The organism is Pelagibius sp., assembly GCF_965249265.1.
In the GTDB taxonomy this organism is placed as follows: domain Bacteria; phylum Pseudomonadota; class Alphaproteobacteria; order Kiloniellales; family Kiloniellaceae; genus Pelagibius.
On record NZ_OZ252224.1, the window covers coordinates 1,414,244 to 1,427,974 of the forward strand.

At 62.9% G+C, this 13,731-nt stretch carries 12 protein-coding genes; 7 read left to right on the forward strand and 5 right to left on the reverse strand.

Features of this window, described 5'->3' with window-relative positions:
- The first annotated feature begins 311 nt into the window (after positions 1–311).
- Both ACP146_RS06750 and ACP146_RS06755 read left to right on the forward strand, forming a co-directional pair.
- A complete protein-coding gene (locus ACP146_RS06750; RefSeq protein ID WP_422366003.1) occupies positions 312–1,910 on the forward strand; it encodes a flavin monoamine oxidase family protein in 1,599 nt (532 codons plus the stop codon).
- 116 nt (positions 1,911–2,026) lie between these two features.
- A complete protein-coding gene (locus ACP146_RS06755) occupies positions 2,027–2,902 on the forward strand; it encodes an SMP-30/gluconolactonase/LRE family protein (protein WP_422366004.1) in 876 nt (291 codons plus the stop codon).
- 4 nt (positions 2,903–2,906) lie between these two features.
- On the opposite strand, the gene ACP146_RS06760 is transcribed toward ACP146_RS06755, so the two are convergent.
- The 3 genes from ACP146_RS06760 to ACP146_RS06770 all read right to left on the reverse strand — a co-directional run bounded on the left by ACP146_RS06760 (position 2,907) and on the right by ACP146_RS06770 (position 5,770).
- Positions 2,907–3,890 carry an NAD(P)-dependent oxidoreductase gene (locus tag ACP146_RS06760; protein ID WP_422366005.1) on the reverse strand — a complete coding sequence of 328 codons (984 nt, stop codon included), beginning with the start codon at positions 3,888–3,890 and terminating at the stop codon, positions 2,907–2,909.
- A 64-nt stretch (positions 3,891–3,954) separates the two neighbouring features.
- Positions 3,955–4,800 (reverse strand): fumarylacetoacetate hydrolase family protein, encoded by an 846-nt coding sequence (locus ACP146_RS06765; RefSeq protein ID WP_422366006.1) that lies wholly within the window; start codon positions 4,798–4,800, stop codon positions 3,955–3,957.
- A 31-nt stretch (positions 4,801–4,831) separates the two neighbouring features.
- Complete coding sequence (locus tag ACP146_RS06770; RefSeq protein ID WP_422366007.1) at positions 4,832–5,770, reverse strand: 2-hydroxyacid dehydrogenase; 939 nt, start codon at positions 5,768–5,770, stop codon at positions 4,832–4,834.
- A gap of 323 nt (positions 5,771–6,093) precedes the next feature.
- On the opposite strand from ACP146_RS06770, the gene denD reads away from it, so the two are divergent.
- Genes denD through ACP146_RS06785 form a run of 3 tightly spaced genes read left to right on the forward strand, consistent with a single transcriptional unit; the run spans position 6,094 to position 8,663 of the window.
- Positions 6,094–7,074, forward strand: a complete 981-nt coding sequence (gene denD / locus ACP146_RS06775) for a D-erythronate dehydrogenase (protein WP_422366008.1) — start codon at positions 6,094–6,096, stop codon at positions 7,072–7,074.
- A complete protein-coding gene (locus tag ACP146_RS06780; RefSeq protein WP_422366009.1) occupies positions 7,071–8,015 on the forward strand; it encodes a 2-dehydro-3-deoxygalactonokinase in 945 nt (314 codons plus the stop codon). Before denD ends, ACP146_RS06780 begins: the two co-directional genes overlap by 4 nt.
- Before the next feature lie 9 nt (positions 8,016–8,024).
- Positions 8,025–8,663, forward strand: coding sequence for a 2-dehydro-3-deoxy-6-phosphogalactonate aldolase (locus ACP146_RS06785; RefSeq protein WP_422366010.1), 639 nt, complete (start codon positions 8,025–8,027; stop codon positions 8,661–8,663).
- 15 nt (positions 8,664–8,678) lie between these two features.
- Here the strand turns inward: ACP146_RS06785 and ACP146_RS06790 are convergent, their stop codons facing one another.
- A complete protein-coding gene (locus tag ACP146_RS06790; protein WP_422366011.1) occupies positions 8,679–9,335 on the reverse strand; it encodes a division plane positioning ATPase MipZ in 657 nt (218 codons plus the stop codon).
- A 73-nt stretch (positions 9,336–9,408) separates the two neighbouring features.
- The gene (locus ACP146_RS06795) at positions 9,409–10,998 is read right to left on the reverse strand and encodes a CHAD domain-containing protein (protein WP_422366012.1); all 1,590 of its coding nucleotides are present in this window, start codon (positions 10,996–10,998) and stop codon (positions 9,409–9,411) included.
- 331 nt (positions 10,999–11,329) lie between these two features.
- Here ACP146_RS06795 and ACP146_RS06800 point away from each other — a divergent pair, with 331 nt between their 5' ends.
- Together ACP146_RS06800 and ACP146_RS06805 are read left to right on the forward strand one after the other, a co-directional pair.
- The gene (locus ACP146_RS06800; protein WP_422366013.1) at positions 11,330–11,839 is read left to right on the forward strand and encodes a SixA phosphatase family protein; all 510 of its coding nucleotides are present in this window, start codon (positions 11,330–11,332) and stop codon (positions 11,837–11,839) included.
- Between the two features lie 111 nt (positions 11,840–11,950).
- Positions 11,951–13,717, forward strand: a complete 1,767-nt coding sequence (locus ACP146_RS06805; protein ID WP_422369625.1) for an IlvD/Edd family dehydratase — start codon at positions 11,951–11,953, stop codon at positions 13,715–13,717.
- Positions 13,718–13,731 lie beyond the last annotated feature (14 nt).

Sequence of the window (13,731 nt, forward strand, 5' to 3'; positions counted from 1 at the left end):
GAACGGCGCAAGTTTGTCTGCAGGCAGATCTATCTTCGGTGTTGGCGTGCCACCTCCAACCCGTGGGCTCTCTTTCGGATTAGCCCCGGGTTGCCGTCACCCCCTGTCCTATCTTCTGGTAATGCTGTGCTTTGGCGGAAGCCCGGAATCCTGGATTGGTTTCGCCGGGTGCCCTAGATTTGTTTCGGGGTTTGCTGCGGTCGGTCCGCGGTGCCCCTGCGGCGCCGGGGGGTTCGCCATCCTTGTCCTTTCCATGACTGTCCGGGTTCTCAAGCCCGTCGGGACAGTTTTGCAAAACGAAGGGGGGCGAGATGCCGACCACAGCATCCGACATCGTCTATGACTGTATCGTATTGGGCGCCGGTATCAGCGGCGTGACCGCGGCGCGCGACCTGCAGGCTGCCGGCTTGAAGGTACTAATACTCGAAGGTTCCAGCCGCATCGGCGGGCGCATGTATTCCCGCCGCGACATCGTCAAGAAAAGCGGCAAGCCGGTGCCTGTCGAAGGCGGTGCTGAGTACATCCACGTGCCGGAGCAGGAACGCTACAAGGAATTCTGGCAGGAGGTACGCAAGCACGGCTTCACGACCTCGCCGTTCCACAAGTGCGGCATGGGCATCTTGAAGATACCGCGCAACCGCATGTACTTCAGCCCCTGGAAACGGACCAAGATGCTGGCGGAGGTGATCGTCCAGCCGGAGTTCTGGTCGCTGCCCGACGCCTTGCAGAAAATCCAGGAGTTCGATGCCGAAACCAGAGCGGACATAACGGCGGAAAGCTTTATCAAGCGCTACGCGGCGAAGGAAGGGCTCTCCAAGCGCGGCCTGGCGCTGCTGGAATACACGCTCTCCGCCCATACCCCGGGACCGTTGAATGAAATCTCCATCGCAGGGCTGAAGACGGACGCCATCGTCGATCAGTTGATGGAGCGTAAGGAACTGCGCATGGAACACGGTGCCGCCAAGCCCTTCGGGCTCTGCGGTTTCGATACCCTGCCCGGCAAGATCGCCGAGGAGTTCCGCAAGGCCGGCGGGAAGATTGAAAAGAGCCGGACGGGCTCGACCAGCCGAAAGGTCGTCGCGGTGGAACGCCTGGCCGGCGGCGGGATCAAGGTGATTACCGCAGGCGGACAGGTTTTTGTCGGAAAGACGGCGGTCTGCACCTTCTCTGCCGGTATGTTGAACCCGGAAAGCGGAGAGGGGGACGCCATTTTCGGATCCCTGCTGACGGCGCCGAAGCGCGAGGCTCTGGGTCTTGTGCGCATGGGGGCCATAACCAAGTTCAGCTTGGAGTTCAAGGAACGGGTCTGGGTCGACGACAACGGCGAATCGGCCGGTCACATGGCGGTCTTGAGCAATCCCGGCGGCAAGGCGCGTACCTTTTTCTCATCTTTCCCGAAAGAACATCACGGCCCCCATGTTCTGACCGGTCTGTTGATGAACCAGGACCATGACCAGATTGCCGAGATGGACGACGACGCGGTCATCGCGCACGTTTTCGAGGCCTTGGGAAAGATCTATGGCCGCAATCGGCGTTGGACCCAAAAAGCCGTGCTGGTCGGCAAGACCGGCCGCGGCGGTACGTTCAAACCCAATTTTCTGCGGCAGGATTGGTCTAAGGACCCCTTTGCCAAGGGCGGCAACTCCTACCTGGCCCATGCGCCGCAGCGTCCGGGACGGATGCTTGCAAAGCAGGCGCGTGAAGCCTTGAAGGACCCGCGCGACACGTTGCCGCTGTTCTGGGCCGGCGAGGCGGTTGCCCCGGCTTTTGATCGCCGCTATCAGCCCTTGGCGGTGCATGGCGCCTACATCTCCGGGCGCCGCGTTGCCGAAGATGTCCTGCATTATCTGCAGGTGGACGGCGGCGATGCCAACGGTTTCGGACGCTATTACCGGACGAAGTATCTGTAGAAAGGAAACACTGAGTATTTAGACGTCCCGGACAGGCGCCATAAAGTGTTTTCGGCCAAGGCTTTTCCGCTTTAATCTAGCGCTCGCAGAATTCGAAACCGGGACGGAGTACGGGGATGTCGGAGGTGAAGTGCCTTTGGCCCGCTGGGGCGACCCTGGGGGAGGGACCGCTCTGGTCTCCTGGCGAGGGTGCCCTCTATTGGGTGGATATCAAGGCGCCGGCTCTACATCGCTACCGTCTCGCTGACGGCGACACGACATCCTGGGTGATGCCGGAGCGCATTGGTTGGGTTATTGAGCGCGCGAACGGCGAGGGACTGGTTGCCGGCTTCAAGGATCGCGGCTTTGTCTTCCTGACCCCGGGCAGTATGGCCGTCGAAGCGATCGGCCAGCCGGAACCGGACTACCCTGACAACCGCTTCAACGATGCCAAGGCGGATTCAAAGGGTCGGATCTGGGCCGGCACCATGGACGACAACGAACGTGAAGCGAGCGGCAGTCTCTACCGTCTCGACCCCGACCTCGACTGGCAGCGGGCCGACAAGGACTATGTGGTCACCAATGGTCCGGCGTTCAGCCCCGATCAACGGCGCCTCTATCACACCGATACTTTTGAGGGCACCATCTACGCCTTTGACCTCTCCGACGACGGCAGGCTCTCCGGCAAGCGCGTCTTTGCTCAGATTCCCGAAGGCGATGGTTATCCCGACGGCATGACCTGTGATGCCGAGGGCGGGCTCTGGGTGGCGCACTGGGGCGGCTGGCGCATCAGCCGTTTCAAACCAAACGGCACCTTGGACAGGGTGATCGAGATGCCGGTCGGACAGGTGACGAGCTGCGCGTTTGGCGGCGAGAATCTCGACCGGTTCTTTGTCACTTCGGCGGCGATCGGCCTCAGCGATGCCGACTTGGCGGAACAGCCGCTGGCCGGCGGCCTCTTCGAAGTCGAAGTCGGCACCACCGGCCTGCCGCCCGGACAGTTCGGCGGTTAGAAGGCTATTTCTTCTTCGCGCTGCGTTTCTTTTTTGCGGCTTTCTTGGTGCCGGCTTTCTTGCCGGCTGCGGCCTTCGCCGGTTTCTCTGCGAGGTCCAGGCCGTTGAAGTTGGCGATTGCATCGGCCAGCATCGGCATATGCTGGTCGCCGCGGCCCATGGCCAGGGCCATGGCATAGTCCTGCTGCACCGCTGAGGAAACGATGGTGGTCAGCTTCTCGGCATTCACCATCTGGTTATAGTAGCTGATGTCTTTCAGACAGTTGGCGAGGGTAAACTCGTGCGCCTTGGGATCGCGCCCGATAACCCATTTGCTGACGTTCTGGAAAAAGCCGCTGTTCATCCCGCCTGCGGAAACCACTTCGTAGAGCTTCTCCAGCGGCACCCCGGTCTTCTTCGCCGCCGTGTAGGCTTCGGCAAAGGTCGCCGAGAAGCTCAGGGAAATGAAGTTGTTGATCAACTTGATCTTATGTCCTGCGCCCACGGGCCCGATATGGATGATGTTTTCAGCCCAGGTTTCGATGATCGGCCTGACTTCCTTCAGGGTTTTCGCGTCGGCCCCTATCATCGTGTTCAGTTTTCCGAGTTCGGCCTCTTTGGGCGAGCGCCCGAGCGGCGCGTCGATCAGGCGCACGCCGAGTGGCTTCAACTCGGCCGCCAGGGCGAGGGTCGAATTCGGGTCGGCGGTTGAGCAGTCGACGACGATGAGGCCCTTGTGGGCACCTGCCTTGATGCCGTCGCGGCGGCGAATCAGATCCTCGACCTGCAGCGAGGAGGTGACGCAGATAAAGATGACGTCGCAGCTTTTCGCCATGGCCGCCGGGCTCTTGGCTTCCTTGGCGCCCCGCTTCACAAGGTCCCTTACCGGCGCCTTGTTGCGGTGGCCCATGATCGAGAGGGGATAGCCTTTTTCGACGATGTTCTTGGCCATGCCGTGGCCCATCAGGCCGACGCCGATAAATCCGACTCGCTGTTTTTGATCGCTCACGCTCATGTTTCTCCAGATTTCGGGTTGCTACGGCTGTGCAGCCGACTGCCCTTGGTCGATTACTCTAGTCGCCGGCAACGACGTGCTGACGCTGCTCGCCGAGACCTTCGATGCCCAACTGCATGCTGTCGCCGGGATTCAGATAGGTCGGCGGGTTCTGGCCCATGCCAACGCCCGGCGGCGTTCCGGTGGTGATGATGTCGCCGCTTTGAAGAGACATGAACTGGCTGACGTAGCTGATCAGATGTGCCACAGGAAAGACCATGGTCTTGGTACTGCCGTCCTGGTAGCGGTGACCATTTACTTCCAGCCAAATGAGCAGGTTTTGCGGGTCGGGCACCTCGTCGGTCGTGACCAGCCAGGGGCCGACCGGGCCAAAGGTGTCAGCGCTTTTGCCCTTTACCCACTGTCCTGTGCCTTCGAGCTGATAGGCCCGCTCCGAGACGTCGTTGACGATGCAGTAACCGGCGACGTGGTTCAAAGCATCGGCTTCCTCGATGTATTTACCGGGCGTGCCGATGACCACCGCCAATTCGACTTCCCAATCGGTCTTTTCTGAGCCGCGCGGGATCTCCACGTTGTCGTTGGGTCCGCAGATGCAGGAAACGGCCTTGGTGAAAATCACCGGCTCCCGCGGCACATCGACACCGGATTCCTTGGCGTGGTCGGCATAGTTCAACCCGATGGCGATGAATTTGCCGACTTGGCCGACGCAGGGACCGATACGCGGTGTTCCGTCGACGGCGGGCAGTTGCTCGACATCCAGAGTCTTCAGTTTTTCAAGGCTTTCGGGCAGCAGTGTTGCGCCGGCCAGATCGTCTATCTCACCCGAAAGATCGCGGATCACGCCCTTTCGGTCCATTGCGCCCGGTTTTTCCTGACCCGGCGCGCCATAGCGCAGCAGTTTCATAACTTTCTCCCTAAACTTGGCTTTCGCCGTCTTATCGAACCGGTGTCAGAACCGCTTGGCCGGCGAAATGCGCCCGTAAATTCTTTACCACCAAATCGCCCATGGCGTGTCGGGTTTCGACCGTTGCACTGGCCGCATGGGGTTGCAGAACGACCTGGTCCATGGCGAGGAGCGCTTTCGGCACCTTGGGCTCTTCCTCAAAAACGTCGAGGCCTGCGGCGCCCAGGCGGCCATCCTGCAAGGCCGAAACCAGTTCGGGTTCGTCGACGACGCTGCCGCGGGCAACGTTGATCAGTGTCCCTTCCGGTCCCAGGGCCTCCATGACGGCTCGATTGACGATTTTGTTGGTGGCCTCTCCGCCGGGGCAGATCGCCACCAGATAATCGCTGTCCTGCGCCATCTCGACAAGGTTGTCGAAGAAACGGTAGGGCACGTCGTCCTGCTTGCTTCGGCCGTGATAGCTGATCTCCATACCGAAGACCGCTGCCTTCTCGGCAATGTTCTTGCCGATACGGCCAAGCCCCAGGATTCCCATCTTTCTGTTCCGGATACTGCGGGTCAGCGCCATATTGCTCTTCAGCCACTTGCCGGAGCGGACATAGCGGTCGCCTTCGCAGATCCGCCGCGATGTCGCGAGCAGAAGGGCGATCGCCATATTTGCCACGTCATCGTTCAGCACGTCCGGAGTATTGGTGACGATGACATTGCGCGCTGCAGCATGGTCCAGATCTATGGAATCGGTTCCAACGCCGTAGCAACCGATAATCTCAAGCTTCGGCAACGCATCGATCAGCGCGGCGGAGGCACCCAGATGCCCGTTGGTGCCGATGGCTCGGGCGCGCGGTGCGGCTTTCGCCAGCAGGGCATCGCGGTCCGACGTTTCCCAGAGGCGGTGGACAATGAAGTCCTCGTCCAATGCTTCCATGACATGCGGCATCATCGGGCCGACCAAAACAAGCTCCGGCTTCACTGCTTTCTCCGTATTTCTGGGCGCCGTGGGGCGTGAGGGCTTCGCGCTCTGGCGGGTCTGTCATATTGTGCCGCTGCCGATTGCCGGACAGGGCCTGTATGATCAATAGCAAACCTTCCGCGCAGCGCCAAGCTGGCTCATGGAAGTCTTTTGGGAGGCCCGGGTTTGGGAGCGGGGTTTGGGAGCGGGGTTTGGGAGCGGGGTTTTGTTCGTTCGTTGCGCGAGGGCGATGCGAAGGCCACTATCGGCGCGTCGGTGGAATCCGCCGGATTCCAATCGCCAAACAAGCAAGAGAGCCAAACAAACAAGAGAAAGGGGGCGGTGTGAAGGTTGTTATAACAGGAGGGGCCGGGTTTGTCGGTCTGCGCCTTGCCGAGGCGCTCATGCAACGCGGCCAACTGACGGCCCCCGGCGGATCCCAGGAACCCATCGACTCCCTGTTGCTGTTTGATGTCAATGAGCCCGCCGAGCGCCCATCCTGGGCCGACGAAAGGGTGGTTTTCCAAAGCGGCGATATTGCCGACGCGCAGACCGTCGCGGCGCTCATCGACCGCGACGATATCTCGGTTTTCCACTTGGCCTCGGTGGTAAGCGGGTGCGGAGAGTTGGATTTCGACCTTGCGATGAGGGTGAACCTGCACGGCGGACTGAACGTCTTTGAGGCTTGCCGGGCCCGGGACGGCCTGCCGCGGGTCGTTTTCGCCAGTTCGATTGCGGTTTTCGGCGGCGCCGGGATGCCAGCGGTTGTCGGCGATCACGTAAAGCAGACACCCCAGACAACCTACGGTATGACCAAGACAATCTGTGAACTGCTGGTCAACGACTACACGCGCAAGGGCTTCTTCGATGGCCGCTCCGCCCGCCTGCCGACCGTCATCGTGCGCCCCGGCAAGCCGAACCAGGCGGCCTCCAGTTTCGTCTCCGGTCTATTCCGCGAACCGCTAAACGGCGAGGTCTGCCGCATTCCGGTGGCGCCGGAAACGGTGATGCCGGTGCTGGGCTATCGCTCGATCGTCGGCGGGTTTATAGCGCTCCACGAAGCCGAAGGCGACGCCCTGGGAGACGACCGGGCGGTCAGCCTGCCGAGCTTCACGGTCAGCGTGGAAGAGATGGTCGCCGCGCTGCGGCGCGTCGCCGGCAATCGCCATCTGGGTGATATCGTTTTCGAGCCGGACCCCTTTATCGAAGCGATCTGCGCCACCTGGCCGCAGGACGCGTCCTACGAGCGGGCGACGGCCCTGGGCCTGCCCAGGGACGCCAGCCTGGATGTGATCGTCGAGAACTATATCGAGGATTATCTGTGACCACTGCCGCAGGATCGCGTCCTGTCATTGCGGCCGACGTCATTGCGGTCGACTGGGGAACGTCCTCGTTTCGGGCCTATGCCCTCGGCCCCGAGGGAGAGGTCGAGGAGCGGCGCGAGTCGCCGCGCGGTATCCTGCGGGTGGAAGCGGGCGACTATGCCGAGGCGCTGTCCGCGGAGATCGGGGATTGGCTGCAGGCGCGTTCCGGCGCCCTGGTGATCATGAGCGGCATGATCGGCAGCCGGCAGGGCTGGATGGAAGTGCCCTATTGCCCCTGTCCCTGCGATCTGGCGGGGCTTGCAGCCAAGCTTGAACGGCTTGACTGGCCCGAAGCCGAGGTCTGGATTGCGCCGGGGCTGAGCGACCGCAACATCGCCGGGCTGCCTGACGTTATGCGCGGCGAGGAAGTGCAGGTTTTCGGGGCCCTGGCCGAACTGCCCGAAGGCAGCGGCCTGGTCTGTCTGCCGGGCACCCACAGCAAGTGGGTGACGCTGGAGGCAGGCGCCATTACCGGCTTTGCCACCTACATGACCGGCGAGGTCTACGATGTGCTTCAGGCGCACTCGATCCTCGGCCGTCTGATGACCGACGATACGGTCGGTCCTGACGACTGGTTTCTTCAAGGTGTGGGGCAGGGCGCCGCCGACACAGCTCTGCTGCGCCTCCTGTTTTCCGTGCGCAGCCGGGTCTTGAGCGCCGAGATGCCCGAATGCGCCGCCCGTGCCTATCTGTCCGGCCTGTTGATCGGGCACGAAGTGGCTGCCGCTCTTCGGGCGCATGATGGCGCCGGGGATGTGATACTGCTTGGTGCGCCCAAGCTGGCAAAGCTCTACGAGACTGCATTAAGCAGCCTGGGCTGCGATGCGAAACTGATCGGCGCCGATGCCGTCGCGCAGGGCCTGTTCCAGCTCGCGCAAAGGCTCCCCGGCAAGGCGGCATAGGATGAGGCGATGAAGGATCTGAGTGACTGGATGGAGACGATGCCGCTGGTGGCGATCCTGCGCGGCGTCAGGCCCGAAGAAGTGGTTGCCATCGGTGAGGCATTGGTCGCAGAGGGGCTCGGCATGATTGAGGTGCCGCTGAACTCGCCGCGTCCCTTCGACAGCATTGCCGCCTTGGCAAAGGCCTGCGGCGGCGACGCGCTGGTCGGCGCCGGGACGGTGCTTGATCCGGCCGATGTGGATCGCGTGGCAGAGGCGGGCGGACGGCTGATCGTTACTCCCAACGCGGGTGAGGCGGTGGTGAAGAGGGCCAAGGCCCTGAACCTCTATGCGATGCCCGGTTTCGCAACGCCCACCGAAGGACTTGCCATGGTTGCAGCCGGTGCCGACGCGGTGAAACTCTTTCCCGCCGAAGCCAATCCGCCGCCGGTGGTCAAAGCCATGCGTGCGGTGTTTCCTCCCGATCTGCCGGTCTTGGCCGTGGGCTCCATCACACCGGAAAAGATCGAGGGCTACTGGGCCGCCGGTGCGCGGGGCTTCGGCCTGGGCGGCAGCCTCTACAAGCCCGGCGACGATGCGCCGACGGTTGCCGGGCGGGTTGCCGGCTTCAGGGCGGCCGTCGAAAAAGCGCGGAGAGTTGCTGCCTGACCGAGCGGCAGGGCCTTATCGGCTGGCCGCGAGTACACTGATCTCGGGGTCGCTGTTCTCGATGTAGCGCAGCAGCGGTGCCCAGTCGTCGCGCAGCTCGTCATACTGCTTGCCGGGCAGATCGAAGATGCTGAGGCCCTGGCCGGCGACTTCGGTGTAGATCGTGCGGTGGCGCAGGCGGCCGACACCCTTGAAGCCGACACCGACCATGAAGCTGTCGAGCTGCGCCGCGGAGCGGGTGCCGAGCTGTACCCGGTTGCGCACCACGGCGACCGCGGCCTTGCTCTTGCGGATCGGCTTCAGGCTTTCGAGCTTCTTCAGAAAATCGCCGGTCGCCGCCACGTCGAAGCCGGACGGCAGTACCGGTACGACAATGACATCCGCCAGACGCAGCATATCGTCGATCTTGCCCATCTTCATGGCCGCCGGCAGGTCGATGACGAGCCGGTCCACGTTCTTCGGCATCTTCTCGGCACCGCTGTGCCAGTCGATCGCCCTGATCGCTGCGGCTCCTTCCGGCCGCGCTTTGGCCCAGCCCAGAGAACTGCCCTGTTTGTCGACGTCGGCCAGTGCGGTCCGCAGCCCGGAATTGGCGAAGGCCGCGGCCAGATGGGTGGCGACCGTGGTTTTACCGCAGCCGCCCTTGGGATTTGCGACGAGGATGGTGATCATATCTCAGATCCGAAGGAGAGGCTGAACCTTGGGCTATTTTGCCTGGCTCTGATCAGCTCGCCGAAAGACGGCCTCATTTGAGCTTCTTGGTCCAGAATGGGTCGGTTTTGGCGAAGGCCTTCCAGTTCTGCCGCATCTCCGGCTCGAAACTAAGGACGCCATAGGCATACCATCCGATCACCTTGCCGGCGGCCTGCTGCAGGCCGGCCGGACGGCGCCCGGCGCCGGGGCCCGTCAGCTCGGCGAGCAGGGTCTCGGCGACGGCGACATCGTTCAGGTGACCCAGGCTCTCCTGCAGACCACGCATGGCTTTCAGGTACGGCTTCTCCGTCTTGGCCGCGTAGAGTGAGCGGAAGAACTCAGTCGTGTAGCGCATCTTCTTAACCGCGAGCCTTACCTCGTGGCGCTTCTCTATGGAAAGCTTGTCGAAGTTCCGGCCCAGCTTCAGGGTCTTTCGATGCCGCTTGGTGAGCAGCTTGTTTGCCAGGGTGATCAACGGCTGATCGAGCCAGACCGCTTGCGCCGGCGTCAGCGCCGCGCAATGCCAGGAGCGGTCCTCCAGCCAACCGCCGAGGCGCAGCAGGAAGCGTGTATAGCGCGGGTCGCTCAAGGTCTCCCGAACCTGGTCATAAGCTTCGTCACGGCGCCGCTCGGCGGCCTTGCGCAGCACCGCGAGGTCTTCGTCCTCGGGTCGCTCCTTCTCAAGAGGGGACAGCAGCTCGGCCAGGAAAACATCCCAGTCACGGGCGGGGCCCAGGCTTGCCAAGGCCCAGCGCGCCTCGCCGTTCAGCCAGGTGTAGTGATCTTCCGGCAGCAGTTCGCGAAACACCGAGAGTGCGGAACGGAAGCGGCGCAGGCCGACGCGCAACTGATGCACGCCCTCCGGATCGCTGCCGTCGAAAGCGGCCGCCTCGTTGGCTGTCCAGTGCAGAAGGCAGGTCTCCAAAACCGCCGCCAGGGCATTGTCGGTCTTGGTTTGCGGCTTCAGGTCCAGCGGCTTGGCCGTGTGCCAGGCAGGCCGCCGGCCCGTCGCCAAGGCGTAACCGCGCGCCGACTTGCTGCGGGTTTCCAGCTGTGTCGGCGCGATATCCTGAAGCGCCAGGGCCAGATCGAAAAGTGCCCGGGGTGTCCCTTCGACCAACTCCAGTTCGATCTCCGAAAGCGGCTGCTCCGCGCCGGCAGCCTCGATCACGCCGCGGTCGAAGGCCGCTTCGATGACTTTCAGGCGGCCCAGAGAGTCGGTGCCGTTCACCTTCAGGACCTCACGATGAACCCGGGTGGTGAAGATCGGCCGCAGTTCGCCTGGCAGGATCAATCCCAGGGCGGCGCGGATCTCCGGATCGTCGATGACGTCGAGCTGCGGTTCCGCTGTGGGCACCTCGCCCTCCCACTCCCCGCGGCTGAACAGACCGGCTGCCGTGTCGTCGCCGGTCTTTACGGTTTGGATGAAGCGCGTGCCGTCGCGGCGAATGCGGAAAGCGAGCCCGCGCTTGCGCAAACGCAGATCCGCCGTGTCGTAGTAGGTGTTTTCGAGCTGTTTGATTTTTGGCGTCGCAGCATCGTCGCTGCGGAACGGCGGTGCCTGCCACAGTCGCTCTAAGGTTTCCGGGTCTGCCGCGAGTTTAAGCTCGACTTCGGTTCCTGCTGAAACATCCCGTGCCATCAGGTTTCTTCAACGCTCCCTGTTTGTGCCTGCGATTCCTGAGATGGGGGCTGGGCCGGAAACAACAAGGACGGCACGCTCCCGCGTGCTCGGGCAATTTCGACACTCCCAGCTTCAGCGTCGGTTCCGACCATTCGCCTGCCTTGATGCCGGCAGGCTGCGTCCCTGTGTGCCAACGGCTCTGCCTCACCGCCAGGGCGAAGTCAGGCTCGATTGGTTCTTGTTCTACCTATACAATCGCGGGAAACAGCTTGCGGCTGCAACCCAAAAAGAACGGGGTTGAGGTCTTATCTCAATAATACTGACGTATTGTTTAGCTGCGAAGGGCTCCATGCCGCATCTTCTGTTGCTGCGCCATGCCAAGTCGGACTGGTCGGACCCGGCCTTGGCGGATTTCGACCGTCCGCTGGCGCAGCGGGGGCGGCGGGCGGCGCCTTTGCTCGGACGCTTCATTGCAGAAAAGAAGTGGCGGCCGGATCTCGTGCTCTGTTCCAGCGCGCTGCGGGCACGCCAGACCCTGGATCTGGTGCTGCCGGAACTGCCGGTCGGGCCGCAGGTCCGTTTTCTGAGATCACTCTATCTGGCCCCGCCAAGCCGCATGCTTTCCCTGTTGCACCGTCAGCCTGCCGCGACGGGCAGCATCATGGTCGTCGCCCACAATCCGGGCATGGAGCATTTGGCCTTCCAACTGCTGGGCGGGACGCCGCCGCCGGCCGCCCGGAAGATGGCCGAAAAGTTTCCGACGGCCGCCCTGGCGCACTTCAAGGTCTCTTCCTGGAGTGGTCTGGGGGGCACACCAGCTGATCTGAAGGACTTTGTCCGTCCGAAGGACTTGGCGTAGTCTGAGCAGCAGGAAGAGCCCGCCGCAAAGGCGGTGCAGCACGGCATGGGGCCTGATAGCCTTGCGCCGAAAGACGAATCTGGAGGAAGAACCCCTGTGAAAATTGCCGAAATGGACCGCCGTCTGCGCAGCCAGAGCTGGTTCAACGACCGGGACAACCCCGGTATGACCGCGCTTTATCTCGAACGCTATCTGAACTACGGCCTGACGCAGGAGGAGTTGACTTCCGGCAAGCCGGTGATCGGCATTGCACAGACCGGCAGCGATCTTTCGCCCTGCAACCGCATTCACGTGGAACTGGCGGCGCGCATGCGCGATGGCATCCGCGATGCGGGCGGCATCGCATTCGAGTTTCCGGTCCATCCGATTCAGGAAACCGGCCGCCGTCCGACGGCAGCCCTAGACCGCAATCTCGCATACCTCGGTCTTGTCGAGATTCTGCACGGTTATCCGCTGGATGGTGTGATCCTGACCACCGGCTGCGACAAGACCACGCCTGCCTGCCTGATGGCGGCGGCGACGGTGGATATGCCCGCCATCGCCATGAACGGCGGGCCGATGCTGAACGGCTGGTGGAACGGGCGGCGCGTCGGCTCCGGCACCATTGTCTGGGAAGCCCGCAAACGTCTGGCCGCCGGGGAAATCGACTATGACGGGTTCATCGCCCTGGTGGCCGCTTCCACGCCCAGCGCCGGGCACTGCAACACCATGGGCACGGCCTCGTCGATGAACTCCCTGGCCGAGGCCCTGGGCATGATGCTGCCGGGGGCGGCGGCGATCCCGGCGCCCTACCGCGAGCGCGGCCAAATGGCTTACGAGACCGGGCGCCGCATCGTCGGCATGGTCTGGGAGGAACTGACCCCTTCCAAGATCATGACCCGCGAGGCTTTTCTGAACGCCATCGCGGTGAACTCGGCAATCGGCGGCTCGACGAACTGCCCGCCGCATATCACCGCCATCGCCCGGCACATGGGCGTCGAACTGAACATCGAGGACTGGCAGACCCATGGCCATGAGATCCCGCTGCTGGTGAACCTGCAGCCGGCCGGGGAATACCTGGGTGAGGACTACTACCGCGCCGGTGGCGTGCCCGCGGTGATCGGTGAGTTGATCCGTGCCGGCAAGATTAATACGGATGCCATGACCGCCGCCGGCCAGACCATCGGCGACCTGCACAGCGATCGCATCGCCAGCGACGCCGAGGTCATCCGTCCCTACGACAAGCCCTTGATGGAGGAGGCCGGCTTTGTCGTGCTGTCGGGCAACCTGTTCGACGCTGCGGTCATGAAGACCTCGGTCATCTCTGCGGAGTTTCGCGAGCGCTACCTCTCGACGCCCGGACAGGAGAATGCCTTCGAAGGACGGGCCATCGTCTTTGAGGGGCCGGAGGACTATCACGACAGGATCAACGATCCGTCCCTGGAGATTGACGAGACCTGTCTGCTGTTCATCCGCGGGGCCGGGCCCATCGGCTATCCCGGCTCGGCGGAGGTGGTGAACATGCAGCCGCCCGACGCGCTCATCAAAGCCGGGATTTCCGAGCTGCCGACCGTCGGCGACGGACGCCAGAGCGGTACCTCGGGCAGCCCCTCCATTCTCAATGCTTCACCGGAATCGGCGGCGCGGTCGGGTCTTGCCATTATCGAGACCGGGGACCGTGTGCGGGTCGATCTCAATAGTCGGCGTGTCGATCTGCTGTTGAGCGAAGAGGAAATCGACGCGCGCTGGAAGGCCTACAAGGCGCCGGAGCTGGAAAATCAGACGCCCTGGCAGGAAATCTATCGCGGCATGGTGGGCCAACTCTCCACTGGTGGCTGCCTGGAGCCGGCCGTGCATTACCAGCAGGTGGTGAAGGCCATACCCAGGCACTCGCACTAGCGCCGCTACAGAAA

What these genes read in the sequence shown, in the direction of transcription:
- ACP146_RS06795 (WP_422366012.1), bottom strand. Translation starts at nt 10,998, where the DNA reads ATGGCACGGGATGTTTCAGCAGGAACCGAAGTCGAGCTTAAACTCGCG.
- ACP146_RS06790 (WP_422366011.1), bottom strand. Translation starts at nt 9,335, where the DNA reads ATGATCACCATCCTCGTCGCAAATCCCAAGGGCGGCTGCGGTAAAACC.
- ACP146_RS06785 (WP_422366010.1), top strand. Translation starts at nt 8,025, where the DNA reads ATGAAGGATCTGAGTGACTGGATGGAGACGATGCCGCTGGTGGCGATC.
- ACP146_RS06805 (WP_422369625.1), top strand. Translation starts at nt 11,951, where the DNA reads ATGGACCGCCGTCTGCGCAGCCAGAGCTGGTTCAACGACCGGGACAAC.
- ACP146_RS06750 (WP_422366003.1), top strand. Translation starts at nt 312, where the DNA reads ATGCCGACCACAGCATCCGACATCGTCTATGACTGTATCGTATTGGGC.
- ACP146_RS06755 (WP_422366004.1), top strand. Translation starts at nt 2,027, where the DNA reads ATGTCGGAGGTGAAGTGCCTTTGGCCCGCTGGGGCGACCCTGGGGGAG.
- ACP146_RS06765 (WP_422366006.1), bottom strand. Translation starts at nt 4,800, where the DNA reads ATGAAACTGCTGCGCTATGGCGCGCCGGGTCAGGAAAAACCGGGCGCA.
- ACP146_RS06800 (WP_422366013.1), top strand. Translation starts at nt 11,330, where the DNA reads ATGCCGCATCTTCTGTTGCTGCGCCATGCCAAGTCGGACTGGTCGGAC.